Consider the following 25,133-nt stretch of genomic DNA (forward strand, 5'->3'; position numbering starts at 1 on the left):
CAAGTAGATTCAACGCAGTTATCGTTGAAAATAGCCACAGGAGATAGATTTATTCTCCCGAATTTAGGTTAAATAATGGCAAATTATGCAATAGGTGATCTACAAGGTTGTTATAAAGAATTTCAAGCTTTGTTGCTGCAAGTTGACTTCAACCCAAGCAAAGATCACCTTTATTTAGTGGGCGATATTGTCGCCCGCGGCCCCGACTCACTTGCCTGCCTAGATTATATATATACACATCAAGATAGCATCACCGTTACCTTGGGTAATCACGACTTACACCTGATTGCCAATTACATGTTAGATAAACCCGCTAATCCTAAAGACAAGCTCACCGCCCTGCTTGATTCCACAAAGCTACCTGCTTATATAGCCATGTTACAGCAGCAACCACTTGCTTTATGGCTTGAAAAAGAACAGGTATTTATTAGCCACGCCGGTCTCAACCCTGCATGGTCAATTGAACAGGCTCTACAACATGCACAATTTGCTGAATCCTGCTATCAAGGTGAGAATGCGCGCGATTTTTTCAAACATATGTATGAGCAGCACCCTAGCCTTTGGAGTGAACAACTCAATGACTTTGAGCGGTTTCGTTATATTATAAATTACTTTACTCGAATGCGATTTTTAACCCTTGATGAACAATTAGAGTTAAGCTATAAAGGTGGTATTGCTAACGCTACTGCAATGATCCCTTGGTTCAAGCACCCAAGATTTACAACTTTTAAACAATATATTGTTTTTGGTCATTGGGCTGCTCTTGAAGGTGTAACAGATCATGAAAATATCTACGCTTTAGACACTGGTTGTGTGTGGGGTGGAGCTATGACCTTGCTAGAATTAAAAAACAAACAATTATTCAGCATTAATTCAGCTAATTCTATCTAAATAACCTGAAAAAAAACTCATCTTCTGTTAGATTTAAAGTTATAAATGTTAAAAGTAATTAAATTTAATTACTTAACTTATCCGCAATAAAGCCGATAAAGTCTAATTGCTACTCTCTTTATGGAATTTTTATATGAACTTAACTGTCAGCCAGCGTATTTGGGGTGGTTTTATTTGTATCACCTTATTACTTCTTTTAATTGGGGGTAATTCACTGTTCAGAATCGCAAATATTAATAATTCAGCGCAGCAAGTAAATCAATTATCATTGCCTGCACTGGAACAAAGTTCTGAACTTCAGGTTGAGTTTATCTTAATGAGTAAAGCTGCCCAAGCAAGCTTTTATACCACTTCAGCTGCAGAGCTTGCGCCAATTGAAAAATCAGTGTTCGAACAAAAACAACGCTTTGATAAATCTTACTCGCAATTACGACAAGTTGTCAGTGACAATGCTCAACTAAATCAAAGTAGTCAAAGCGTGGAACGAACTTACAAAAGTTTTATTAAATTAGTAGAAGATTTATTAAAAGATAAAAAAACTCAATTAGAACTCAATAAATCATTACGAGCACAGTTAGAAACTATTGAGCTTGCTGCGGAAGATGCTAATTCTGTGGTTTTGGATATTATCGATATTGATGGTTTAGAAAGCAGTGATAGCAGAGCCTATCAAGCAGCTAATAAATTAGAAAATAACTTTTTATCTTTGGTGACTAACAGCACTGACATGCTGACAGTTAAAACCCAAAATACCTTAGATATCGTCAAAAATGAGCAGCTTTATTATTTAGAAGAAATTGAGCGTAGTTTAAAGCTACTCAAACCGGTTGTTGAAGCCGCTGAGCCGGGTTTATACAACGATCTAAACAACTACTTTGTCTCTATTCGCGATAACATTCTCGGCAACAATAGTATTTCAGCTAATAAAAAGCGTTTAATTGATGTGATCGCAATGACTGAAACGGAACTTACTGAGGCCGAGCAAGCTACGGCAACTGCATTAAAACAACTCAACGAGTTAGTCGCTCAAGCGAGTAATGTTGCTTTTGAATTACAAAAAGAAGTTAGGATCGACGTCGACTCAGCCAACTTATGGACTTGGGTTGGTATGATAAGTGCTACCTTACTAGCTATAATCGTGGCTTATATAACAGTTAATCGCATTACTAAACCACTTGCAGAAGTTAACCGCATTCTTGATATTGTTGCTAGTGGCGATATGACACAACGTCTTGATGATACGGCTAAAGATGAATTTGGTGAGCTATCGCGTAGTTGTAATACACTTATAGCCAGCTTACGCAGCTTGATCAAAGGCATTATATCTCGTTCCACACAACTTGCTGCGGCCTCAGAAGAAACGTCTGCTATTACCGGTGAATCAAGCCAAGCAATTCGTAATCAACAAGCACAGGTAGAACAAGCGGCAACAGCGACAACAGAAATGAGCAGTACCTCACAAACGGTGAGTAATAGCGCACAACAGGCACTTAAAGAAATCAAAAATGCCGATAAAGAAGCTGAACGTGTTAAGGGTATTTCTAGCCAGAATAAATCGACCATTGAGCAGCTAGCTCGTGAAGTTGAATCAGCCTCACTAGTCATTAATAAGCTTCATCAAGATAGCGCCTCGATTGGTAGTATTCTTGATGTTATTCGTGGTATCGCGGATCAAACTAACTTACTAGCACTTAATGCAGCTATTGAAGCAGCACGTGCCGGTGAACAAGGTCGTGGTTTTGCCGTTGTTGCTGATGAGGTTCGTTCATTGGCTAGTAAAACACAAGCCTCGACTCAAGAAATTCAAGCCATGATAGAATCATTGCAAACAGGCGCGGAAGCAGCCGTGACTGCAATGTCTAAAGGCAAGCAACAAGCTGATTCTTGTGTAGAACAATCAGACCTAGCCAACGCAGCACTGGATTCAATCACCTCAGCGGTTGCTTTAGCACATGATGTGAGTGAAGAAATATCGACTGCAGCACAAGAGCAACAACAAGTCTCACAAGAGATTAGCGAGCGCCTTGAGTCTATCGTAGCCATTGCAGAACAAACCGCTGAGGGAGCTAATCAGACTAATATATCAAGCTCTGAGGTCGCTAAACTTGCCGAAGAGTTACGCCTGTCTGTAGATGAGTTCAAAGTCTAGGGCAAAGCAAATTAAAACAACAAAGCCGTGTTGATTTAAAACACGGCTTTTTTTTTCGAAAAAATAAACCACCGATACCCCACTTTTCACTACTGAGCTAAAAAATTGCGTGGGAACAGCCAACTGTTATAATTTCATCGTCCACACACTAGCTTTGCTTGTTGGCAATACTCCATTATTTTTCCACAAAAAAGCCGAACTCCACGTTAATAAAGTTCGGCTTTTAATGATCATCAAGCTTAGCTAGATTACTTTACCTATGCAGCAGGATACTCGCGATACGCACGCTCAATATTCTTCGCTTGCTTTTTAGAGATACCTAAATGCGCAAGTGCTACACGTAAACGTGCGCGCGATAGATCTGAGCCTAATATTTCCATTGCATCAAGCACTGATGTTGATGACGTTTTGCCAGTAATAGCGACAAATATCGGCTCTAAGAAGTCTTTAATCTTCAGCTCATGGAAAGTAGACACCGCTTTAGCTATAGCAAATATTGCTGATTTTTCCCAGCTTCGTAAGCCCTCAAGCTCCCAGATAAAGAACTGTAAAGCTTGGCGAATTACATCTTCATCGGCTTTACCAGCGGTCAGTAACGCAGGGTCGTAAGTTGGAATGCCACCGACAAAATGACCGGCTAAATCAACCATATCTGATAGGGTATTAATGCGGGCTTTCGCCTCTGGTAATACTTTAGCAAGCATTGCCCCATTAAACTTCCAATCTACAAAGCGCTGAATTAGCTCTTCGTTGCTGAAGTTTTCGCGGATCCACATGCCGTTTAACCAGCTTAGTTTATCAACGTCAAATACTGGGCCACCGAGTGATACACGCTTCATATCAAAATGTTCAATCATTTCAGCAAGCGTGAACTTTTCACGCTCATCCGGCATTGACCAGCCCATGCGTCCAAGGTAGTTAAGTACCGCTTCAGGTAAGTAACCCATTTCTTTATAGTAATTAATAGAAGTTGGATTTTTACGCTTAGATAGCTTTGACTTATCTGGATTACGTAATAGTGGTAAGTGACCAAGCACCGGCGCTTGCCAACCAAAATCTTCATATAATTTTAGCAGCTTAGGCGCAGAGTTGATCCACTCCTCACCACGGAAAATATGGCTAATTTCCATATGGTGGTCATCAACCACGTTAGCTAAAAAGTAAGTTGGGAAACCATCGGCTTTAAGTAACACTTGCATATCAACGTTTTCCCACGGGATCTCAATTTCACCACGTAAGTAATCGTTAAATTTAAAGGTACCTTCGCTTGGAATATTCATACGTATCACGTAAGGCTTACCGGCAGCTAAGTTGGCTTTAATTTCGTCATCAGTAAGGTTTAAACCACGGCCATCGTATTTAGGACGCAGGCCTTCAGCCATTTGCTCTTCACGCATTTGGTCCAACTCTTCGCTGGTTGCAAAACAATAAAATGCTTTGCCATCATCAACTAACTGATGCGCATATTTTTTATATAAATCGCTACGCTCTGATTGACGATAAGGACCAAACTCACCACCGACATCAGGACCATGATCCCATTCAAGCCCTAACCAACGAAGACTATCCATAATCGCTTGTTCTGATTCTGAAGTGCTACGTACTTGGTCTGTGTCTTCAATACGAAGTACAAATTCGCCACCTTGCTGCTTAGCAAAACAGTAATTAAATAAGGCGATATAAGCGGTACCAAGATGCGGGTCACCGGTTGGTGACGGCGCAACACGTGTACGAATTGTCATGGTTATGTTCTCTTTCAATGGACAATAAAATATGCGCTAAATGCTAACACAGCAAATGCGCTTGAAAAATGAATATTAAGCTGCAGCTTTATTTAAGTAAGCAATGATATCGTTTGATTCATATAACCAAGTGACTTGGTTATCTTTTTCGATACGTAGACACGGTACTTTTATTTTTCCGCCTTGTTCGAGCAATTCTTGACGATACTGTTCATTACTTTTCGCGTCGCGCGTTTCAACTTTTAACCCTTCGCGTTTAATTGCACGGCGCACTTTTACGCAGAATGGGCAAGCTTTGAATTGATATAGTTTAAATTGTGCAGTGAGTTGATCAAGCTGAGCTTGCTCTCCCGCAGGACGTTTTTTACTACGTGGTGTAAAAACAAAATCAAAAAATAAGATCAAACTACCTAATAACCAACGAACTAATTTCATCAACTGGGCCCTGTTTACAACAATTTAAGGGCACAGATTTTAGCACAGAATATAAAGCTAAAATAGCATCAAAGAACGCGAATCCATCTCCTAAAAGGTAAAGCAATCCACGTTATTTTAAAAATATAAAGCAAAACTCAATACCGCAGTGAAAAGGCCGGCATCAAAGAATAAAAGCTTGAGTCTTGCTGTATTATTAAACTATTCATTTATATCCTCAAGGGATGACTTTAATGTTTTACAATGTAGTAGCTTGATAATCTAAAACAACACCAAATCATCTCGATGGATCACTTCACTACCGCAATCAAAAGCTAGTAACTTAGCTATTTCACTTGAATGACAACCTTTAATAGTATCGGTTTCTGCTTTACTAAAACGTACTAATCCACGGGCCACTAATTGTTGATCGCTGGTGACTAAATCAATCAAATCGCCACGTTCAAACTGCCCGCGCACACCGCGTACGCCTTTGGCTAATAAACTAGCGCCTTGTTGCTGTAAAGCATTTACTGCGCCATCATCAATCACTATTTGGCCACTACTTTTAGGTCCAGCTAACAGCCATTTTTTACGGCCATCTCTTGGCGCTGTTAGCTTTACAAAGCGTGTTCCTGGTAACTGTTCGCTCATACAATTAAGGATCACATTTTTACCAGCACCTTTGGCTATGATCACTTCCACCCCGGCTCGACGAGCGATATCAGCGGCTTGCAATTTCGTTGCCATACCACCAGTGCCTAGACTAGTTCCACTGCCACCAGCAAGCTGGCGTAACTCATCATCAATATGTGCCACTTCGTCAATTAATTGCGCATTAACATCAGTACGTGGATCACTGGTAAATAAACCTTCTTGGTCGGTTAGTAATAATAATTTGTCGGCATTAGCTAATATAGCGACCAGTGCTGAGAGGTTGTCGTTATCACCTACTTTAATTTCAGCAGTTGCGACCGCATCATTTTCATTAATGATTGGCACCACGTCATAACTTAATAATGCAGTTAAAGTATCGCGGGCATTGAGGTAGCGTTCTCGGTCATCAACGTCAGCGCGAGTCAGTAGCATTTGCCCTACATTCACGCCATATAAAGCAAATAAGCTTTGCCAAATGTGGATAAGCTGACCTTGACCAATCGCGGCAAGCATCTGTTTATCAATCAAAGAACGACCGCAGGGTTTTAATAGTTGCTCTCGGCCAGCAGCCACCGCGCCACTTGATACCAGCACAACTTGATGACCTTGCTTTTTTAATTCACAACATTGGCGAACTAATTCAACCATGTGTGCTTTGTCGAGTTTATCGGTTCCACCAGTGAGTACACTCGTTCCCAGCTTAACCACTATTACCTGTGCCCTTTGCATGCTTTTTACTACACAAAAATATTGAAGGATTTATTTATACCAGTTATCGATTTTTGAACAAGTTAAAAATATTCAATCACGGTGCTGACGTGCTAGGATCGTGTTTTAATTCACTTTAAAGCGACCTTCATGCCAGCCAGTTTATGTTTAATAATCGCCACCTTTTTATGGGGCAGTTCTTTTATCGCGCTAAAATACGCGATCGCCATTTATGACCCTGCACTGGTGATTTTTTTACGCATGTTAACCACCTTAGCCATGGCATTGTGCTTATGGCGTTACGTTATTCGCTTTAAATATCATCAAGGTGACTGGAAATATCTGGTGGGGATGTCGCTGGCTGAGCCCTGTTTGTATTTTTTATTTGAAGGCCATGCGATGGAATATACTTCAGCTTCTCAAGCGGGAGTTATTGTATCGTGCTTACCGATTATCGTAGCACTTTTAGCGTTTTTTATGCTCAAAGAGTACATTAGTAAGGCCATTGTTATTGGTTTCACTTTTTGTATTGGCGGCAGTATCTTATTAACTTTAATGTCGCCAAGCTCAGAGCAGGCTCCCAATCCATTGCTGGGTAACTTTTTGGAGTTAATGGCAATGGTCTGCGCTGCATTTTATACTATTTCAGTTAAACATTTAGTTGCTCGCTACTCACCATTAACCTTAATTGCACTGCAAGGTTTTAGCGGTAGTCTGTTCTTTGCGCCATTTTTACTGTTTATTGATTTACCCAGTGAAAATCAACACGACCTTGGCGCATTATTAAGTATTTTATATTTAGGCTCTTGCGTCACCTTAGGCGGCTATGGTTTGTATAATTACGCAATTAGTAAGGTGTCGGTGCTCACTGCCGCAGCCTATTCAAATTTAATACCGATTTTCACCCTAATATTATCAGCAATTATCTTGGGAGAAGTGCTTTCTCTTAGCCAATGGCTCAGCATTGGCGTGGTATTTGTAGGTGTAATGATAAGTCAGCGTCATCAAGAATTGGTAGTAGACATAGATAATACCGATGCAGGTGATGGCAATTTATCGGCAGAGACTAATAATCGTAATTCAGTCCCGGAGGCTAAAGAGTCAAACGGATAACAGGTTAATAAATACAAGCCTTTATGCGCTAAAAAATCGTACTGGGACTGATGAATAACCGCAATCCCACGCACTCGATAGCGATCAATTTGGCCATTTTGCGTTTGTAAGCTAAATTGCTCACCTACATTCACTTTTTGTAAGAAAGCAAAGTGAGTGTCATTATGTCCAGCAATTAACACGCCTGCTTGCTCAGAGCCTAGCTCTGCACTAGCTAAAAAGTGACTCGGAGCAAACGCTAAGTTACGGCCACTGGCTCCTGCTAATATTGTTAAGGTTTGCTTTTGGCTTGGCCAATTCAGTTGTGCAGTTACATAACTATCAGCATAGAACCAGGGTTTAACTTGTTGCTCTGGCGTTGTCAGTGCCACTTGCCAAGCCTGCTCTATAAGGTGTTGTGCCAGCCACGCTTTAGCTTGCATATAACTACCATGACCAAGCAACGCCAAGCCAACAATCAACAATATAGCGCCAATCACTGCTTTCATTTTTTCAGTCTCAACACTGCAAATCCAGCCAACAGCATGCAACCGAGTAAAATATGTAGTCTGCTTTGCCCATCAGTTTGTGGCAAACTCATTGCTAGACCCTGAGGTCGTTGATTAACCACTTGCACATTCTGCTCAGCAACAGTGCTCGATGGTGTCTGTTCAATCGCTACAAAGGCGGTAAACGGACTAAGTAATTGATGTTCAAGCGCTAGACTCTCAACCTGTGCTTTAACCTGCTCTTGCTCGTTATAAAGTAATAATGATTTAATTTTTTGCCGTGCCCACAACCTTGCAATTCCATGAGCCGGTCGCCCTTGTTGTGTATTTAACTTTATCGACAACGGTCCTTGCGCCGTTTGCCCCGCTAAAGTAACGCCGGCATTATTATCAAGCTTTATAGCAACCATCACCGGCTCTGAAAAATACAGGTCGGGTAACGGCGATGGCCAATATTCAAGAGCTTGATTTGCCAAATCACTGCTAAGCGCAAGTTGAGTAATTGCAGGATGAGCTAACTTATCAAATAGTTGCTGCATTTTTGGTTGCACGTCACTACTGCTGCCAATATAAGTAAACGTTCCGCGCCCAACATCTGCAGCTCGACGCATAAAGTAACTATTAGGCGCACTACCGATACCAATCGTAAACAAACGACTATCACCTAGTTGCGCACTAATATGTTTAAACAATGCATCTTCATTACTGACACTGCCATCGGTTAAAAATACCACTTGACGCACATACCCTAGATGCTCACGAGCATCTAGTACACCATCTAATGCCCCTTTAATATCAGTGCCGCCATCAGCTTGTAAATTATATACAAAGCGCTCAGCACGGCGTAAATTAAAATCATTAGCCGGCACAGGTTTATCGCTCATAGGCATAATTTGATCGTCAAAGCCGACAATATTAAAGCTGTCGTTACTATCAAGTAACGATAACGCATAATGAAGTGCACTTTTGGCTTGCTCCATTGACTGTCCGTGCATAGAGCCGGAAGTGTCGACTACAAAAATCATTTCTCTTGCTAGACGCTGAGTCTGCGTAAAATGATCATCCGGCGGCAGCAACATTAATAATCCATAACGCTCACCATTACTGAGCTGCTCAGTAAAAAATGCGGCTTGCGCTTGCTCTTTTTGCAGCGGTTTAAACTCCAGTAAAAAATCACGATTCACGGCACGTTGTTCATTTAAAGTAACTTGATACTGACCAAATGCCAGATTTTCGGTATTAATACGATGATATTTAGACTGAATATCCACCAGCTCTAGGCCAACATCAATATTAACCGTTAGCTTAAACTCGCCTTGAACCGCGCCTGCATTTTTAGTGGCCATGTAAATCGGTGCTATCCACCCCGTGGCAGCAATACTCGCTGATGATAACTCATTACTCTGCGAGTCAATCATATCCTCTGCTGTTTCATTTAATACCCCATTAATCGGATGGTAACGCGGCGTTATCGTGGTTGGAAATCGTAGTGCAAATGTACCACTGCGATAATCAATCACTTCTTGATATTGCAGCTCTATTTGTACTTCTTCGCCGGGGCCGATGTTTGCCACATTAGTGACAAACATGTTTGCACGCTGCTGGCGCACTAAAGCGGCTTGTTTACCCGCTTTTTGCGCCTGTTGAAAACGCAGCTCGGCTTGTGCTTTTTTATCAATTTCACCTTTGATCACTCGCTCACCAATGTGCATAGTCATGGCATGAACCGCACTTTCATCGGGCAGCGGAAAGACATAGCGTGCATTAACAGCAAACGGGTTTTCATTGCGATAATGTTGAGTTACCACGACATGGTTTATCAATCCGGTGACTGTCATGGTGGCATCACTTTTTAAGATAACGCCAGGCGCTGCCTTTGCACCATTGCTGTCGAACATAGTTAGTTCTGGCGATGTGCTGGCGTTACTCGCACAGCTAACAAACGCGATGAAGGTAAAAAGGCTTCCCCGTAACCATAAATGGCTACGGGTCAGCACTTTGCTTGGTTTACTCAACATAAAAATCACTCCCTTGGCGGCTACTTGGCAAAATGGCGATTAGTTACTCGCGGTTTGGTTATACGGCTGCGTGCTTGGACGAGTTGTTAACGTTACACGGCGGTCAAACATGTTTTCTTCATAATTATCGCTATCTGCCACAGTTTGTTGCTCACCAAATGCGGTAGTCGTTAAGCGGGTATGGCTAATACCTTGCTTTATTAAGTAGCTTTGTACATTTGCGACTCGCTGTTTTGAAAGCGCTAAGTTAGCGAGCTCATCACCACGTTGATCGGCAAAGCCATTTAAATCCAGCTGCAAGTCTGGCTGGCTTTGTAGTAAATTCACTAGTTGATCAAGTTGGCTGGCAAAGTGCGGGGCAATCTCACTTGAACCGGTTTTAAATTGAATGGTCATTGCCATTAGGTTGTGCATTTTGGCTAATGCAAGGCGTTCGTTATTACTCTCAAGCTTATCGAGCTGCTCACTCATTTGCGCATTTTGAGCAAGTACATGCTGGTAATCATCGGTTTTATCTTGCAGCACAACTAAAGCTCGTTGTTGCTCGGCAATTTTATCTTCTGCCACTTCTTGCTCGCCAATCAAGCCTCCGGCAAATGCACCAACAAAGGCACCAATTGGGCCGCCAACAATACTGCCAACAATTGCCCCCGTACTTAAACCTATCACCGTTTCTTTATGAGTTTCTTTTGCTTTAACTGCAACTGTGTCAGCGTGGGCTAAGTTAGGTGCTGCAAAAATAGTAGCGACAGTGCAAGCGATAATCATTTTTTTCATGGTGTAATCCTTTTTTGCTTAATTACTTAATAGTTGGCAACTCATGGGTTGGTAGCTGCCCGATTTGGTATAACGCCATTAAAGCAAGCTCAAGTGGCAACAAAGGGGAGCAAAAAAGGCAAACTGCTGAGCAATTGTGGCAAAAAAATGGCAATTGCTTTTTCGCCAGTGCGAAAGCAAAAAAATTAGGTATAGTGCAACTAGAATATAAGAAGGTGCTGTAAATGAAGAAGATTGCAATTATTGAAGACGAACCCGCGATCCGCGAAAATTACATGGAAATGCTCAGCGCGCAGGGTTATCTGGTCAGCGGCTATAGCAACCGTCAAAGTGCAGAGCATGCTTTTAATGACGCACTACCAGACTTAGCGATTGTCGATATTGGTTTAGGTCATGAAATTGATGGCGGTTTCTTACTATGCCAAACTCTGCGTTCGCTTTCTAAAACCTTGCCGATTATTTTTTTAACCGCCCGCGACAGCGAAATAGATACTGTGTGTGGCCTACGCATGGGCGCTGATGACTATCTCACTAAAGATATCAGCATGGCGCATTTGGCGGCTCGTATCGGTGCACTGTTTCGACGTATGGAAGCACTCGAGCAACCCGCTGATCAAAATGCTTTACTCAATCGCGGCCCGCTCACGCTTGATACTAAACGCATGCAAGTATTTTGGCAGCAGCAAATAGTCGATTTAACCGTAACTGAATTTTGGATGCTGCATTCACTGGCACAGCGCCCTGGGCATGTAAAAAGCCGTAACGAACTAATGAGTGATGCAAAGATTTACGTTGATGACAGCACTATCACTTCTCATGTTAAACGTATTCGCAAAAAATTTATCGCTTTAGATACTGACTTTGATTGTATAGATACCGTTTACGGTATGGGTTATCGCTGGGAGCAAGTGTAATGCTGCGCTTTGGTTTGCGCAGTAAATTTATATTGCTGTCGTGTTTTTTATTTTTACTGCCTTGGCTTGGCTATGAATACGTGTGGGAAATGGAAAAATTTCTGCGCCAAGGTCAAGAAAAAACCTTAGTCGGCACTACCCGAGCACTCGCCACGGCCCTGCATGAGCGCCCAGCATTATTTGACTCGCAAACCAATTTTTTAGATCAGGTTATAAAAGGCCGTGATCTCTACGCCTATAACCTTAGTAACCCCATTCAACTTGATGGCAAACTGTCGGACTGGCAGCCTTATCAAAGTCTTTTTTGGCATTACGACGAGCGCTATTTACAAACTAATAAACCAGACCATCAGCTTGAGGACTTATCGTTTGAGCATATGGTTGGTAAATATGAAAACTTTTTATATGCAGTATTTAAAGTTACCGATGACTCGGTGGTTTATCGCGCTAAAAACACCCTAAGTTTAACCCGTAATGATCACTTACAGATCATGTTAAAAACCCCACAAGGAGAATTTAAGCACTATATTGTTGCCGCTCGCCAAGATGGCTGGATCAACGCATTTGACGCACAAAGCAAAACCCCAATAACAAAAATTCAAGGCTATTTTGTCAGTACAGAGACTGGCTATAACATAGAGTTGCGGTTTCCGCTAACGATGCTTGGCAATAAGCTCGGCTTTGCAATTGAAGATTGGGATCAAGGCAAGCCTGAGCCACAGACTATGTCGACTTCAAACTTACAAAACCCCAATGATATTGGCTCAGTGCTGGTGCCCTCACCTGAAATAAATCGTATATTAAAAGGTATGGGTCACAGCGGCAGCCGAATTTGGGTGGTTGATAATCATCACCGCGTGTTAGCGCAGTCAGGATCAATTCATCATGCCGACGGCGTTTGGGCTGATGGGCTTAACGACCAGCCAGCAAAAACCTGGTGGCAACGATTTGAGAAAAACTACTTACATCCACTTTACTATAAAGTACTTACCCGCCCTGAAAATGAATTTTTAGATACCTTGCACGATGTCGCAGCGATGCAAGGCACACATATAGGTAAAGCACTCAGTGGCACACCAGCATCGTCTTGGCGACTCACTCCAGATAACAAAGCGGTTATTTTATCAGCCGCATATCCTATTTGGATCCAAGATAAGGTCATTGGTGCTGTAGTGGCCGAAGAGACTACCAATGGTGTTCGCACATTACGCAACAAATCGTTAGAGAAACTATTTAATGTGATTTTAGCAGTGATGCTAATAGGCACAGTAACGTTATTCTTTTTTGCATCAAGGATCTCCAGTCGTATTCGTCGCTTAAGAGATACCGCAGAGCAAGCCATTGATGCTCAAGGGCGAGTAACTGGCACTATTAATTACAGCGATTCAAACGATGAAATTGGCGATTTATCTCGCAGTTTTGCAAATATTGTAAGTCGCTTAGGTGGTTACACTAACTATTTAGAAACCATGTCGTCGCGATTATCTCACGAACTCAGAACACCCGTTGCGGTCGTACGTAGTTCCCTTGAAAACTTACAAATGCAGCCACAAAGTGAGCTGAGCCAAAAATACCTTGATCGTGCCAGTGAAGGAGTCGAGCGTTTAGGTAAAATAATCACCACCATGAGCGAAGCAACTCGCCTTGAGCAAAGTATTCAAAGCGCTGAAGCTGAACCGTTTGATTTGCGAAATGTGATCAATGGTTGTATGCAAGGCTACCAGCTAACCTATGCACAGCAACAATTTAGCCTTAATATTTGTCCGCAACCATTACTACTTAACGGCGCGCCTGAGTTTATTGCTCAGTTGCTAGATAAACTAATCAATAATGCCTTAGAGTTTAGTGTTGAAGATAGCGCTATAAGTGTCAGCCTTGATCAACATGATAATGAAGCCCTGCTATGTGTCAGTAATCTAGGTCCACTTTTACCCGAGGGATTAACAGAGCATATTTTTGATTCAATGGTGTCGGTACGTAGTCAACAACTGCAGCAGCAACCACACTTGGGTTTAGGGCTTTATATAGTACGTTTAGTGTGTGAATACCATAAAGGCACAGTTAGCGCGGCTAATAATCAACAAGCTGATGGTGTGACTTTTACCGTTCGACTGCCTATTAATAATAATTAAGGATTACATTTATACACATTTTGTACGGTTAATGTTCACTTACAATTCAGTCGCGCAGACATATGCTTACTACTTAACTAAGTTGATAAGATAGGAGGCAATATGCAAGCGATACTGAAACGTGAAGAAATTGATTTTATTTTTGATTTATACAGCTATGAAGATAGTGATGAGTTAAACAGTAGCGAACCTAACTCTGATACTGAAAAACATGACATAACGCAATCAAAAGTAATTTATCAGCCTAGTTGTTTGACCTAAAAGCGGTTTGCTCATTACAATGGCGCACCTTGTAAAAGTACTGCCTAATAATGAAAACTCATTCTGCTAAAAAAGAACTTATTTTATTACCGATCTTACTGATTGTTATTTTACTGTGTATTGCTGGGCATTTTTTACTACAAGCCAGCTTCCAAGATAGCAATGTTACCGAGTATATGCTTGCTGCGTTACCTTTTGCTATGTTTGGCTTAGTGATTATCGCTTTTAAAATTGCCAGTAACAGTGAAGACAAAGAGCGTGCAGAACAAAGTGATAACGGCTAACGCTTGCACCACACACTCTCTTGATTATTTATAATATATGGTAACCAAACCAATCGGGCTTAATCGCTTGAGATTGCTCACTCGGGGTTAGCTTGATATGTAATTGACTGTCGAGCAAGTCAATTGCAAAGCAATCATCTACATCATGTAAGTCATCTTTATGAATATGACTTAAACCTGCTAGTAAATCCTCTTTTGCTCTTTGTTTAGCTTCGTCGCTACTACTAGCTACATATAACGCAAAGTCATGCTGCTCAGCTAACCTATCAGCACGATACGCTCCTAAATTTACAAAGTATAACTGCTGCGATTGGGCCAAGGGTTCATCAACCACGGTTACTGCAAAGCCATCAATGTGATTTACCGCCATATAGCTGTCCATGTGCACGCTACTTTTATCACCGACCCACTGCGCTTTTAATTTTGAGTAAGTTTGTTCTATCGATTCCCCAACAACAAAACGAACATCATGCATTTCAATATGGCAGCCCTGAATACGCCCACCTAAATACACCATAAATAACTGCATTTTCTCTCCTAACAAATAGTATCAACGTCAATGTTGTGTTTTTTGATCAACTTATAAAAATCTGAGCGATTTCGCTTAGCTAGTTTTGCCCCTTCAGCCACGTTACCGCCAGCCATCTTTAAAGCATTAATCACATAATCTCGCTCAAATTCTTTTTTAGCATCGTTAAGTGAAAGCGGCTCAACATTGTTGGTATTACTATTAAGCGCACTTTCAACCAGCTGTGCTGATATTACTTCACCTGGGGTAAGTGCGACAACCTGCTCTACTACATTTTGTAACTGGCGAATATTACCCGGCCAATCGTGACGTACTAATGCATGCATTGCATCATTGGCGAAACGCTTTTCTTTTTTATTCATACGTTTAGCGATGGTAGCGCTAAAATACTGTGCTAATAAACTAACGTCTTCTCTGCGCTCACACAGTGGTGGCAATTTAAGATTCACAACATTTAAGCGGTAATATAAATCTTCGCGAAATTGCTGATTAGCAATCGCATCAGGCAAGTTTTTATGAGTTGCTGATACAATCCGCACATCAATTGGAATTTCTTCTTCAAAGCCCACAGGGCGAATAGTTTTTTCTTGTAATACGCGCAGTAACTTAACTTGTAAATTAAGTGGCATATCACCAATTTCATCTAAAAATAAAGTACCGCCTTGCGCTTGCTGAAATAACCCTTGGTGGTCTTTAATCGCGCCCGTAAAAGCCCCTTTTTTGTGACCGAATAGTTCTGATTCGAGTAATTCACCCGGTACCGCACCACAGTTTATTGCGACAAACGGACCTTCACTAACATGGCTATGTTGATGAATAGCATTAGCTAGTAACTCTTTACCTGTACCACTGGCCCCCGAGATCAACACATTGACTTGAGTCGGACCTAGTAATTTAACTTGCTCAAGTAAATGCAGCATAGCACCACTGCGGGTCACGATATTGCTGTTTGATGCACTTTCATCGGCACTGAGACCATGAATTTCAATCGCTTTTGCTAAACTATCAAATAACTCATCTTTATCTACCGGTTTAGTAATAAAGGCAAAAATACCTTGCTTCGTCGCTTCAACAGCATCAGGAATAGACCCATGAGCTGTCATCATCAACACTGGCAGCGCTGGGTAGCGATTTTGTAACTGACGGTGTAATGCCATACCATCCATTTCATCCATGCGTAAGTCTGTAACCACAGCATCAAACACATTATTTTTTAATAACTGTAGCGCAGCGATACCACTTTCGCAGGTAGTCACTTGATAGCCTTTAGATTCTATGCGAATAGCCAATAGTTTTAATAAACTTGCATCATCATCGACCAGTAAAATTCGCGCGCCTTGGTTTTGCTCTGTTGACATAATTACTGCTCCTTAGTTTCTTCGCGTAGTAATAGTTGCTGCTCGATGGCTGCCAGTGATGACAGGGTTTCTTGCATTTTATTATTCAGCGCTTGCTGCTGTTTTTTAGCGTTGATCTGCTGTTTTATTTGTTGTTTTTGCAGCCATAAATACTGTTTTATATCATCTGGCCAATAATAAGCTTGATCCAGTTTTAGCAGCTGCGTTAATACTTTTTCCGGTGCTAATACATTATTTTTGCAACTAAAATCAAAATAATGCTGAAGCTCTTTAGCACCAATATAAACCGTTTTACTCGCTGCCACTTGAAAACCACCGCACGACTTTGCATGCCAACCAATAACCGTTTCGGCAGGTGCATACATAGGATCGGTTTTCGGCCTAGGTTTCGGATTTGGTAAACTATCCCCTTGTGGTGTAGCCACCTTACCCGCTTGTTCAGCTTCAGGGTTGCTTTTATTTACTGGCTGCTCAGTTAACTCACACCCTGCGAGCCCTAAGGTTGTAATGCAAACCACTAAAATGGCATTTAAACGCACGCCCATGCTAATTAACTCCTTGGTTTTTATTGGTTGGAGGGATGATTGGGATTTGAATTATAAAACGACAGCCTTGTGGCTCATTATGCTCAACGTGTAAAGTACCCATCAATTGCTCAACAGACTCTTTTACAATGGTGAGCCCTAAACCACTACCTTGAGCGGTTATATCTTTAGCATTCTTACCTTGATAAAAGGCACTGAATATATGTGATTTCTCTTGCTCTTTAATACCGGTGCCTTGATCGCTAACGCTCATAGTCAAAGTACGACCAGCTAATGACAGAGCAATATTGACCGCCTGTCCTGCTGGTGAAAACTTTAAGCCATTAGAGATCAACTGAATTAAGATCATTTCAACAAGCTCTGCAGCAATTTCCAGTGGTTGCTCGGGTAACTCACAATGCCAACATAAGCTTTGCTTACGCGCCACTAAACGATGTTCAAAATGGCTGTTTATCTTGGTTATTAATTGCGAGAATTCCAGCTCACTTAAGTCTTCTTTGCTGCTGCGAATCGCATTGTAACTAAGTAAACTATCGATCATAGCGCGCAAACGCACCATGCTCTGGGTAATTAACGCCAACACCGCTTGCTGCTCTTTGTTAATTGGCCCAACGATTTCATCGGCAAGTAAGTCAGTGCCCTCAACCATTGACGCTAATGGAGTTTTCAATTCATGGGTAACATGGCGTAAAAAAGTATCTTTTTGTTGCTCTAATTGATGCAACTGCTCTTGCACCCATTGTAATTTATTTCCTAGTTCAACCAACTCAGCAGAGCCTTGTACAGCTATTTTTTGTTGCCAATGACCTTGCCCAAGCTTATCAATAACCGACGTTAATCCTTTTAAGCGACCACTTATACGCCATAAAAAACCACCACCTACTAGTAAAGTTAATGGGATAAGTGCTATTAACCAATTGATAAATGAGCTTTGCAAAGCTTTTAACTGTTGCTGATTTTTAGTTATTTGCAGCTCATTTTGATCTCTTAGCCACACCGTTTGACGCGCAATTAATTCACTCACAGGAATAAACAATTGCGCATCTTGTTGTCCTTCAGTAACGAGTTGAGTATGCGCTAATTGCAATACCTGTGCGAGTTGCTGCCATTGCTTAATATACTCCCCCGTAGAACTTATAAAAGTTAGTTCATCAATGCTTTGTAGTGATGATTGCCACTTATCAACAATCAATTCATCGAGTGATTCGCTTTTCAGCACCCAGTTTTGTCGCGTTGCACGCTCTAAGCTATTGAGGTCTTGCTTAAGATTATTAAATGACTTGGTAATTTGATAATTTTCACTGACGATTTGTTGAGTTACTGCTAGCTGTTTATTCAGCGCATTTAAAAATACAATCACTACCAGTGATAATGGCAGCAGCGATAACAAAGTACTAAACAAAAACTGGCCTATTAAATTGGGTCGCCAACTAAGTAATGCACTGTACTTTTTAGCGAATGAGGCCATTATCGCTACTCCTTTAGTTAAATGTCTGATTATGGAAGGTGTTACTTATACACTAGCTGAATCAATAAGAATAATGAATAAGGCGAACTGTGTAGCGCTATATAAAGCGACTGACGCTAAATTGAAACAACTTAACCAACTGTTTTTTAAAAACTTAATCAATACCCGTTAAAAGTTGTTGCAAAAAAGACACACTGCCCAGTCATTTTTTCCCACTTATTATCATGCCAAAACATTAAGTCACTGATATTTTTACAATAAAAAAATTGGCATCGTTCTTGTAACATCCGTATCAACGACTGTTTATAAGGAAATAATATGAAAATATTAACACCGCTGTGCTTATGCATCAGCCTACTGCTTAGCTTTAACAGCTTTGCCATTGATGTCGAGGCCACCTTCGCAGAACTTGATAAAGACAGTAATGGCACATTGAGTGAAGCAGAAGCATCTGAAGATGCGGTATTACACGAAAGTTTTGAGCAAATTGACAAAGATCAAAATGGTCAAATTTCATTTGCTGAGTTTAAACAATTTTTGCAATAATTTTCCCAAAGGAAACACTGCTATGAAACAACTTATCGCCGCTTTTTCACTGATGTTTTTAGTCATTAGCGCCACTGTTTTAGCATCACAATTAAACGTTAAGTTTGCGCAATTAGATACCGACTCTGACGGACAAATTTCATTGCTTGAAGCCAAGCAAAACAACACGCTATTAAAGCAGTTTACTGATCTTGATGATAATAACGACGAGCAGTTATCTGAGCAAGAGTTCGCAAAGTTTAAATTTTAAAAGGCTTTAAAGTATTTGCCATAATCCCGGAGGGAATGTGTAAACGGATTTAATGTTGGGATTTAAATTATGGCAAATGCTTTATTCTTTTTGTTGGTAGGATGTAAATAATGAAAAGCATATTAATAATATTAAGTGTGTCGCTAGCCACCAGTTTTAGCGCAATGGCACTGGATGTAAAACAACGTTTTGATCATTTAGATAGCAATAAAGATGGCTATTTAACGCATAATGAGCTTGAACCACAACCACAATTGTTGAGTAACTTTAAACGTTGGGACAAAAACCAAGACAATAAAATTTCCCTATCTGAATTTAAGCGTTTTTTAACTAATAATCTAGATTAACGAGTTTCCCCAATGAAATTTTGTACACAACTGGGACTAAGTTTGTTATTTGTCAGTAGCTGTTGCAGTTTTGCAACAACTGATAATATAGCAGAACAATTCAAAAACTTAGACCGCGATAAAGACGGTCTTATCACGCGTTCAGAGTCAGCAAAAGATCCTGCCCTGTGGTCTCGTTTTAAAAACTATGACAGCGATAAAGATGGTAGATTATCACTGTCTGAATTTACTCTATATGCAAATAAATGAATAGCTAATTCATCAGCATAGTTGAAATGCACAACGATAAATAATTTATTATATTTAATTTGCAGACTCAGTATTCTCTGTTACTGTTTAACTAACAAAAGCAGAAAAAGAATTCTAACAATGAAATGCTTACTCGCCTGTTTAATCACTTTATCTTTACCTGTGCTAGCTGATACCACGGTGATCTACAATGCTAACGGTTACACTCCAACTTACAGTGGCCAATTACAGCAATTTTCTACACTGGTTATTAAAGATGGCAAAGTAGTAAAAGTAGGAGACGATAAACTAAAAGCGAGTTTCCCTAATGCTGCAGTATTTGATGCCGAGCAACAAACCTTATTACCTGGTTTAATTGACGCCCACGGTCATGTGATAGGACTTGGTAATAATTTAGCGCAACTCGATTTACGTGGCAGTATGTCGATTGCAGAAATACAAAAAAAACTTGCTGTATTTGCTAAAAATAACCAGGGCTGGATTATTGGCCGCGGTTGGAATCAAGAACTGTGGCCTAATAAGCAATTTCCTACTGCTGCTGACTTAGATAAAGTTGTCAAAGATGTTCCGGTGGTGCTTTCTCGTGTCGATAGCCACGCGATTTGGGTTAATAGCAAAGCGATGGAGTTAGCCAAATTAACACCCACAGTACAGTCACCAGCAGGTGGTGAAATTATTCGCAACCAAGCAGGTCAGCCTAGCGGTATTTTTGTCGATAAAGCCGAAAGTTTAATTACTGCACATATTCCAACGCCATCTGATCAAAACGTAAATAATGCCTTAAATCAAGCTGGCCAACATCTGCTCAGCTTAGGTATAACCTCAACCCACGATGCTGGGATTGATAAACAAACATGGCAAGTTTACAAGCAAAGAGCTGAACAAGGCACCTTACCGCTGCGCATAGTTGCAATGCTAAGTGCAACAGATCCGTCCCTTGAAGATATGCTCAGAGCCGGTCGCTATAAAGATCTTAACGATTTCATGTCTATTCGTAGTGTAAAAATATATGCTGATGGTGCGCTAGGTAGCCGTGGCGCCGCACTACAGGCCGATTACGCAGATAGAAAGAATCACCAAGGTTTAATGCTCGAAACTCAACAAAAACTAGAGCAGCTGTACACATTGAGCTTTAACCATGGTTTTAGCGCCAATACCCATGCCATCGGTGATAAAGCAAATCATATTGTGTTAGATGCCTATCAAAATGTATTTAAAAAAACCGGCGGGATTTTACTACGTAACCGTATAGAGCACGCACAGATAGTTGATCCAGCAGATATTCCTCGCTTCAAAGCACTTAAAATCATTCCATCAATGCAACCGGTGCATGCAACTTCTGATATGCATATGGCAGAGCAGCGCCTTAGCGATACACAATTACAAGGTGCATATGCTTGGCAAACGTTTTTAAAGCAAGGCTCAGTAGTAGCTGCAGGCTCAGATTATCCAGTTGAACTGGCCAACCCCTTTGACGGTTTGTATTCAGCAATTACTCGCCAAGATCACAATCAATTACCCGCTAATGGCTGGCGAGTCACTGAAGCACTGAGCAGAGAAGATGCACTCAGAGCATTCACGTTAGGTGCCGCGTATGCCGCACATCAAGAATTTAAATTAGGTAGTTTAGAGCAAGGAAAGTGGGCTGACTTTATTTTAATCGACAAAGACTATTTTAAAGTGCCAGTACAAGAAATTTTTACCATTGTCGTAAATCAAACATGGATTGGCGGTGAATTACGCTACCAAAAAGCGCAAATTGATACACAGAGTAAGGCACAATAAACCACGCTATTATTGCGGTTTTTGTTGTTGACGTTTGAGCTTAATTAAATGATAAATATTTACGAAGGTTAGCAAACCATTAGTGATAGCCACAGGCCATGCAGCAATCGCAATACCGTAGGCTGTGAAAGCAATACAACCGGCAAGGTTAAACCAACGAAGTTTGCTCACATCACTCATAGTTAAAGAGGCAATAAGTAAAGCTGAGGCAAAATACCCCAAATATTCCCAACTCATTTGTTCTCTCCGGTACTTTAGGTTAGCATTGCAAATGTTGTAGTTTAGGCAAAGTTATTCCACAATATAGCAATAGTATAAAAAAGCTAACTTACTAAAAACCCAAAGCTGCTAAAAGCACACTTTAATAATCATTACACGGGATATCAGGTATTAAGCTTAATTAACCGAGTTAACTAAGCTAGTAAGTTAGCGTAAATTCTTAGAATCTTAATGCTAACGTCATTAAGGTGTAATAAATAGGACAATTGTCCGAAGGGCATTGTTGATGTTTCAATATCATTTTTCTAGTTATCTCGTCGACCAGCTACTAACCTTTGCTGGCAGCCGTTATCAACAATCTAAAAAAGAAGTACTGATCCACCAAGATCAACCTCTTACAAAATTAGTGTTAGTCAGAAGCGGCACCGTATCGTTTAGTTATGATGTCGGTAATGGCCGCCGCTTACTGCTGGGCCAACTTGATTGCAACAACACCTTAATTGGTGAAATTGAAGCGCTAAACAATAATCCCTGCATTTATACAGTTACCTGCTTCAGTGACGTTAGCTACAACCTAATAGAGCTAAAGCACTGGCGTGCCCTGTTACTTGAAAAGCCAGAACTGAGTTTATACACAGCACAAACTATTGCCGCTAAGTTTCAAGAAAACCAAAAAATTAATTTAGATAAACTATTGTTGCCATTGGGTTACAATATCGCCAAAGACTGTTTATTACGTGCCGAAAATAATAACCCCACCCTGCTGCGCGCATACCCAACGGTAAATGCTGAAGCTGAGCGTTTTGCCACCACAGAGCGAGCCTATCGCCGCGTAGTATCGGAACTGGTGGAAAGAGGTTTAGTCGCACGCTCAAATGATGGACTCAAAGCGGTTGATTTAGATAAACTTAGCGATTACGTGGATAGTTTTTCGCAGCTATGAAGTTGACTCACATTAAAATTCAGCCGAAAAAAACAACGTTTAACTGCCTAAAATGCAACTATTTACATTTACAACCGCAGCCTACTACTTTAGCATAGTAAGCTAATAACGAAGCTGCGCTAAATCCGTAAAAATTAAATAAGAGATTTATTACATAACAGGGTAACAATTTTCTTATTTAATTAATAAAAGTATATATAATGTTCACTTGACGTATATATAATGTGCGCTTATCCTTGATGAACAAATTATTGTATTATAGGTGCAAGCCTGACCTGGTGCGCGCTTCGGTACATTTATAGAACTGCAATTAAGTCTGTTTACTTTAAAGAGAAAGGAAAGAAAGGTAACGATTATGGGAAATAATAAATTCAAGCTCACCAAGCTAGCTCTTGCACTTGGTCTGACAGCAACTTTAAGTGGCTGTTTTAGCGATAACGACAACAATGATTATGTAAAGCCACCAGTTCCACCTGAACCAACCGTTGATGTTGCTGTACCACCAGTAGCAATTGAAGCTCAAGCAGGTTCAGTTACTGTTAATATCGTAGATGTAAAGGGTGCTGCTTTAGCTGATACGGTTACAGCAACGATTAGCTTTACTTCTTCTGAAGACGGCCTTTTAACAGCTGCAGGCAACGCTTTAGCTGATACCGACAAATCATCAACAGCTAGTTCGTTTGCATACACAGTAGACTCTATTCCTGCTGATGGTGTTAGCTATGACTATGTTATTTCTGCTGCTGGGTATTTGAACAACTCTGGTACTTTAACGTTATCAACAACTGATAACGTTGTAGCACAAGAAATTCGTTTAACACCACGTACACTAGCAGGTTCTGATGTAGCGATTGTTGCTGACACGAAAACATTAGCTGAGCTTGTTCCTGCTGGCGAAAATACAGATGTGTCGTATGACCCAGCATCAGGGTTATCAATTTCTGGCGATAAAACAGAGATTACATTACCACAAGCAATTAACAAAGCAGGTGTTGCTGTTGGTGGTTCAACCGTTAAAATCAAAAGCGGCACGCAATTTTTAGATAAAGAAGGTGCAGCGTTAACGACAGTTCCAAAAATGACTGTTGCCTACTTTGCGAATGAAGCAACACGTAATGATGAAGAAGGCGAAGCTGCAGCTGCAACCTCGTCGTCATTAGATGCGTTCCCTGGTGGTTTAGCTCTATCTGTAGCTTCTGATCCTAACAGTACTGATCAAGTGCAAGGTTCATTTACTTCAGGTGGCTTTGTTGCTATCGAGCTAGTTGATGATGCTGGTAATAAAGTGAAATCTTTTGGTGCAGGCAATTCAATCACTGTTGCAATGCAGGTCGACAAAAAGACTTCAAACCCTTGTCCTGTAACTTTACCTGCCGGTACTACTGATATCAAAGCATACGCCGAAGCGAATGGCTTCAAAAATGGTGTATGTACTGTTGCAGCTCCTGTAGCTCGTAAAATTGCGGTTGGTGATATCTTCCCAGTTTGGAGTTACGATGAAGAAGCTGGTAAATGGGGATTCGAAAGCTACGGTGAAGTAACTGATAGCGGTAATGCATCAACATTTGATGTATCAGTAGATGTAAATCACCTATCTTACTGGAACCTTGATTACTTCAACAACAATAAATGTTCAAGTGTAAAATTTGATATTTTAGATAGAAATGGTGACGCTAATATAGCTGAAACAACTATTTTACTTGAAATTAATGGCTATAGAAGATCTTTCACTAGCCGTAACGGTAATTATGGATCAGCAACGTTTAACAACCCTCCAGGTTTCCCGGTTAAAGTTAAAGTATTGCGCAATGGTGTTAACGTTTTAGATGGCTTGTCAACTGACACTGATAGCACTGCATCGGCATTATCTGTAAGCAATATCTGTGACTTAAATGATAAAGATCTAACACTTACAATTGCTCCGCCAACAATTGTAACTAAAAAAATAACAACACAGCTAGTGTGTAGCAATACCGGAGATTTTGAAGTCGGTACTCCACCGGTTGCAACACCTGCGCTAGTCAGATTGTTTAAAGATGGCAACTTCAAGCAAACTATTTACTCGAAAGGTACTTTCAACCTGAACTTAGAGCAAGGTGGCACTTACTCTGCTAGTTACCTTAACTACAACACTAATGTGTGGACATCTACTCCAGTAGCGGCAAACACAACTGCAGCTACATTTGATATCCCAGTAGTGTGTGAAGTTGATACTGTACCAGTATCTGGTTCTGGTTCAGGTTCAGGTTCTTAATCTGAGGTAGAACTGTACTTCCTAAAGCCGCGCATTTGCGCGGCTTTTGTTTATCTCGTTATTAAGTTATTTTTGGTTTATAGTATTTATAG

General features: G+C 40.8%; 25 protein-coding genes. 14 read left to right on the forward strand and 11 right to left on the reverse strand.

Annotation, left to right across the window (positions count from 1 at the left end; translation table 11 throughout):
* Nucleotides 1–75: 75 nt before the first annotated feature.
* On the forward strand, nt 76–891 hold the full coding sequence (locus H5158_RS08280; protein ID WP_182739820.1) for a symmetrical bis(5'-nucleosyl)-tetraphosphatase: 816 nt from the start codon (nt 76–78) through the stop codon (nt 889–891).
* 133 nt (nt 892–1,024) lie between these two features.
* Entirely contained in the window at nt 1,025–3,040 is a 2,016-nt protein-coding gene (locus H5158_RS08285; RefSeq protein ID WP_149982095.1) for a methyl-accepting chemotaxis protein, read from the forward strand.
* 257 nt (nt 3,041–3,297) lie between these two features.
* Here H5158_RS08285 and gltX read toward each other — a convergent pair whose 3' ends face one another.
* The 3 genes from gltX to proB form a co-directional block, all read right to left on the reverse strand.
* The gene (gene gltX, locus H5158_RS08290) at nt 3,298–4,782 is read right to left on the reverse strand and encodes a glutamate--tRNA ligase (protein WP_182717159.1); all 1,485 of its coding nucleotides are present in this window, start codon (nt 4,780–4,782) and stop codon (nt 3,298–3,300) included.
* Between the two features lie 75 nt (nt 4,783–4,857).
* Nucleotides 4,858–5,217, reverse strand: coding sequence for a glutathione S-transferase N-terminal domain-containing protein (locus H5158_RS08295; protein WP_145235432.1), 360 nt, complete (start codon nt 5,215–5,217; stop codon nt 4,858–4,860).
* 261 nt (nt 5,218–5,478) lie between these two features.
* Nucleotides 5,479–6,582 carry a glutamate 5-kinase gene (gene proB / locus H5158_RS08300; RefSeq protein ID WP_182731793.1) on the reverse strand — a complete coding sequence of 368 codons (1,104 nt, stop codon included), beginning with the start codon at nt 6,580–6,582 and terminating at the stop codon, nt 5,479–5,481.
* Between the two features lie 129 nt (nt 6,583–6,711).
* Here proB and H5158_RS08305 point away from each other — a divergent pair, with 129 nt between their 5' ends.
* Entirely contained in the window at nt 6,712–7,674 is a 963-nt protein-coding gene (locus H5158_RS08305) for a DMT family transporter (RefSeq protein WP_182739821.1), read from the forward strand.
* Here the strand turns inward: H5158_RS08305 and H5158_RS08310 are convergent.
* The 3 genes from H5158_RS08310 to pdsO are packed head-to-tail and all read right to left on the reverse strand — an operon-like array spanning nt 7,566 to nt 10,957.
* Nucleotides 7,566–8,162 (reverse strand): class GN sortase, encoded by a 597-nt coding sequence (locus tag H5158_RS08310; RefSeq protein ID WP_145235426.1) that lies wholly within the window; start codon nt 8,160–8,162, stop codon nt 7,566–7,568. The genes H5158_RS08305 and H5158_RS08310 overlap by 109 nt on opposite strands.
* On the reverse strand, nt 8,159–10,180 hold the full coding sequence (locus tag H5158_RS08315; protein ID WP_182739822.1) for a marine proteobacterial sortase target protein: 2,022 nt from the start codon (nt 10,178–10,180) through the stop codon (nt 8,159–8,161). Before H5158_RS08315 ends, H5158_RS08310 begins: the two co-directional genes overlap by 4 nt.
* A 39-nt stretch (nt 10,181–10,219) precedes the next feature.
* Entirely contained in the window at nt 10,220–10,957 is a 738-nt protein-coding gene (pdsO, locus tag H5158_RS08320) for a sortase-associated OmpA-like protein PdsO (RefSeq protein WP_182739823.1), read from the reverse strand.
* A gap of 224 nt (nt 10,958–11,181) precedes the next feature.
* Between pdsO and pdsR the strand changes: the two genes are divergently transcribed.
* From pdsR to H5158_RS08340, 4 genes are all read left to right on the forward strand, one after another.
* Nucleotides 11,182–11,871: a proteobacterial dedicated sortase system response regulator gene (gene pdsR / locus H5158_RS08325; RefSeq protein ID WP_145235419.1), complete on the forward strand. Its 690-nt coding sequence runs from the start codon at nt 11,182–11,184 to the stop codon at nt 11,869–11,871.
* On the forward strand, nt 11,871–14,003 hold the full coding sequence (gene pdsS, locus H5158_RS08330) for a proteobacterial dedicated sortase system histidine kinase (protein ID WP_182717163.1): 2,133 nt from the start codon (nt 11,871–11,873) through the stop codon (nt 14,001–14,003). The genes pdsR and pdsS overlap by 1 nt, the downstream gene beginning before the upstream one ends.
* Before the next feature lie 102 nt (nt 14,004–14,105).
* The gene (locus H5158_RS08335) at nt 14,106–14,264 is read left to right on the forward strand and encodes a hypothetical protein (RefSeq protein WP_179959192.1); all 159 of its coding nucleotides are present in this window, start codon (nt 14,106–14,108) and stop codon (nt 14,262–14,264) included.
* Between the two features lie 50 nt (nt 14,265–14,314).
* The gene (locus H5158_RS08340) at nt 14,315–14,548 is read left to right on the forward strand and encodes a hypothetical protein (protein WP_145235415.1); all 234 of its coding nucleotides are present in this window, start codon (nt 14,315–14,317) and stop codon (nt 14,546–14,548) included.
* Nucleotides 14,549–14,576: 28 nt separating this feature from the next.
* Here the strand turns inward: H5158_RS08340 and H5158_RS08345 are convergent, their stop codons facing one another.
* Genes H5158_RS08345 through H5158_RS08360 form a run of 4 tightly spaced genes read right to left on the reverse strand, consistent with a single transcriptional unit; the run spans nt 14,577 to nt 18,451 of the window.
* Nucleotides 14,577–15,077 (reverse strand): DUF1543 domain-containing protein, encoded by a 501-nt coding sequence (locus H5158_RS08345; protein WP_182739824.1) that lies wholly within the window; start codon nt 15,075–15,077, stop codon nt 14,577–14,579.
* A gap of 8 nt (nt 15,078–15,085) precedes the next feature.
* Nucleotides 15,086–16,435 carry a sigma 54-interacting transcriptional regulator gene (locus tag H5158_RS08350; protein WP_182739825.1) on the reverse strand — a complete coding sequence of 450 codons (1,350 nt, stop codon included), beginning with the start codon at nt 16,433–16,435 and terminating at the stop codon, nt 15,086–15,088.
* A 2-nt stretch (nt 16,436–16,437) separates the two neighbouring features.
* Nucleotides 16,438–16,980, reverse strand: coding sequence for a hypothetical protein (locus tag H5158_RS08355; RefSeq protein ID WP_182739826.1), 543 nt, complete (start codon nt 16,978–16,980; stop codon nt 16,438–16,440).
* Between the two features lies 1 nt (nt 16,981).
* A complete protein-coding gene (locus H5158_RS08360; protein ID WP_182739833.1) occupies nt 16,982–18,451 on the reverse strand; it encodes a HAMP domain-containing sensor histidine kinase in 1,470 nt (489 codons plus the stop codon).
* A 315-nt stretch (nt 18,452–18,766) separates the two neighbouring features.
* Here H5158_RS08360 and H5158_RS08365 point away from each other — a divergent pair, with 315 nt between their 5' ends.
* The 5 genes from H5158_RS08365 (at nt 18,767) to H5158_RS08385 (ending at nt 21,625) form a co-directional block, all read left to right on the forward strand.
* Nucleotides 18,767–18,994, forward strand: coding sequence for an EF-hand domain-containing protein (locus tag H5158_RS08365; RefSeq protein ID WP_145235406.1), 228 nt, complete (start codon nt 18,767–18,769; stop codon nt 18,992–18,994).
* Nucleotides 18,995–19,016: 22 nt separating this feature from the next.
* Nucleotides 19,017–19,244: a hypothetical protein gene (locus H5158_RS08370; protein ID WP_145235404.1), complete on the forward strand. Its 228-nt coding sequence runs from the start codon at nt 19,017–19,019 to the stop codon at nt 19,242–19,244.
* 110 nt (nt 19,245–19,354) lie between these two features.
* The gene (locus H5158_RS08375) at nt 19,355–19,591 is read left to right on the forward strand and encodes an EF-hand domain-containing protein (protein ID WP_149982106.1); all 237 of its coding nucleotides are present in this window, start codon (nt 19,355–19,357) and stop codon (nt 19,589–19,591) included.
* A gap of 12 nt (nt 19,592–19,603) precedes the next feature.
* Nucleotides 19,604–19,840: an EF-hand domain-containing protein gene (locus tag H5158_RS08380; protein WP_149982107.1), complete on the forward strand. Its 237-nt coding sequence runs from the start codon at nt 19,604–19,606 to the stop codon at nt 19,838–19,840.
* A gap of 120 nt (nt 19,841–19,960) precedes the next feature.
* Entirely contained in the window at nt 19,961–21,625 is a 1,665-nt protein-coding gene (locus H5158_RS08385) for an amidohydrolase (protein ID WP_182739827.1), read from the forward strand.
* Nucleotides 21,626–21,634: 9 nt separating this feature from the next.
* On the opposite strand, the gene H5158_RS08390 is transcribed toward H5158_RS08385, so the two are convergent.
* The gene (locus H5158_RS08390; RefSeq protein WP_145235395.1) at nt 21,635–21,862 is read right to left on the reverse strand and encodes a YgjV family protein; all 228 of its coding nucleotides are present in this window, start codon (nt 21,860–21,862) and stop codon (nt 21,635–21,637) included.
* 268 nt (nt 21,863–22,130) lie between these two features.
* On the opposite strand from H5158_RS08390, the gene H5158_RS08395 reads away from it, so the two are divergent.
* Both H5158_RS08395 and H5158_RS08400 read left to right on the forward strand, forming a co-directional pair.
* Nucleotides 22,131–22,787: a Crp/Fnr family transcriptional regulator gene (locus H5158_RS08395; protein WP_145235393.1), complete on the forward strand. Its 657-nt coding sequence runs from the start codon at nt 22,131–22,133 to the stop codon at nt 22,785–22,787.
* A gap of 355 nt (nt 22,788–23,142) precedes the next feature.
* On the forward strand, nt 23,143–25,041 hold the full coding sequence (locus H5158_RS08400; RefSeq protein ID WP_182739828.1) for a hypothetical protein: 1,899 nt from the start codon (nt 23,143–23,145) through the stop codon (nt 25,039–25,041).
* The last annotated feature ends 92 nt before the right edge of the window (nt 25,042–25,133 follow it).

Origin of the sequence: Pseudoalteromonas sp. SR45-6 (assembly GCF_014163545.1) — a bacterium.
Classification (GTDB): Bacteria; Pseudomonadota; Gammaproteobacteria; order Enterobacterales; family Alteromonadaceae; genus Pseudoalteromonas; species Pseudoalteromonas rhizosphaerae.

Excerpts from the sequence above, each read along its gene's own strand:
- H5158_RS08340 (WP_145235415.1), top strand. The coding sequence starts at position 14,315 with ATGAAAACTCATTCTGCTAAAAAAGAACTTATTTTATTACCGATCTTA.
- H5158_RS08305 (WP_182739821.1), top strand. The coding sequence starts at position 6,712 with ATGCCAGCCAGTTTATGTTTAATAATCGCCACCTTTTTATGGGGCAGT.
- H5158_RS08385 (WP_182739827.1), top strand. The coding sequence starts at position 19,961 with ATGAAATGCTTACTCGCCTGTTTAATCACTTTATCTTTACCTGTGCTA.
- H5158_RS08400 (WP_182739828.1), top strand. The coding sequence starts at position 23,143 with ATGGGAAATAATAAATTCAAGCTCACCAAGCTAGCTCTTGCACTTGGT.
- H5158_RS08365 (WP_145235406.1), top strand. The coding sequence starts at position 18,767 with ATGAAAATATTAACACCGCTGTGCTTATGCATCAGCCTACTGCTTAGC.
- H5158_RS08350 (WP_182739825.1), bottom strand. The coding sequence starts at position 16,435 with ATGTCAACAGAGCAAAACCAAGGCGCGCGAATTTTACTGGTCGATGAT.
- H5158_RS08285 (WP_149982095.1), top strand. The coding sequence starts at position 1,025 with ATGAACTTAACTGTCAGCCAGCGTATTTGGGGTGGTTTTATTTGTATC.
- H5158_RS08345 (WP_182739824.1), bottom strand. The coding sequence starts at position 15,077 with ATGCAGTTATTTATGGTGTATTTAGGTGGGCGTATTCAGGGCTGCCAT.
- H5158_RS08370 (WP_145235404.1), top strand. The coding sequence starts at position 19,017 with ATGAAACAACTTATCGCCGCTTTTTCACTGATGTTTTTAGTCATTAGC.
- H5158_RS08375 (WP_149982106.1), top strand. The coding sequence starts at position 19,355 with ATGAAAAGCATATTAATAATATTAAGTGTGTCGCTAGCCACCAGTTTT.
- H5158_RS08390 (WP_145235395.1), bottom strand. The coding sequence starts at position 21,862 with ATGAGTTGGGAATATTTGGGGTATTTTGCCTCAGCTTTACTTATTGCC.
- pdsR (WP_145235419.1), top strand. The coding sequence starts at position 11,182 with ATGAAGAAGATTGCAATTATTGAAGACGAACCCGCGATCCGCGAAAAT.
- H5158_RS08395 (WP_145235393.1), top strand. The coding sequence starts at position 22,131 with ATGTTTCAATATCATTTTTCTAGTTATCTCGTCGACCAGCTACTAACC.
- H5158_RS08310 (WP_145235426.1), bottom strand. The coding sequence starts at position 8,162 with ATGAAAGCAGTGATTGGCGCTATATTGTTGATTGTTGGCTTGGCGTTG.
- proB (WP_182731793.1), bottom strand. The coding sequence starts at position 6,582 with ATGCAAAGGGCACAGGTAATAGTGGTTAAGCTGGGAACGAGTGTACTC.
- H5158_RS08280 (WP_182739820.1), top strand. The coding sequence starts at position 76 with ATGGCAAATTATGCAATAGGTGATCTACAAGGTTGTTATAAAGAATTT.
- pdsO (WP_182739823.1), bottom strand. The coding sequence starts at position 10,957 with ATGAAAAAAATGATTATCGCTTGCACTGTCGCTACTATTTTTGCAGCA.
- H5158_RS08335 (WP_179959192.1), top strand. The coding sequence starts at position 14,106 with ATGCAAGCGATACTGAAACGTGAAGAAATTGATTTTATTTTTGATTTA.
- H5158_RS08315 (WP_182739822.1), bottom strand. The coding sequence starts at position 10,180 with ATGTTGAGTAAACCAAGCAAAGTGCTGACCCGTAGCCATTTATGGTTA.
- H5158_RS08295 (WP_145235432.1), bottom strand. The coding sequence starts at position 5,217 with ATGAAATTAGTTCGTTGGTTATTAGGTAGTTTGATCTTATTTTTTGAT.
- pdsS (WP_182717163.1), top strand. The coding sequence starts at position 11,871 with ATGCTGCGCTTTGGTTTGCGCAGTAAATTTATATTGCTGTCGTGTTTT.
- H5158_RS08355 (WP_182739826.1), bottom strand. The coding sequence starts at position 16,980 with ATGGGCGTGCGTTTAAATGCCATTTTAGTGGTTTGCATTACAACCTTA.
- gltX (WP_182717159.1), bottom strand. The coding sequence starts at position 4,782 with ATGACAATTCGTACACGTGTTGCGCCGTCACCAACCGGTGACCCGCAT.
- H5158_RS08380 (WP_149982107.1), top strand. The coding sequence starts at position 19,604 with ATGAAATTTTGTACACAACTGGGACTAAGTTTGTTATTTGTCAGTAGC.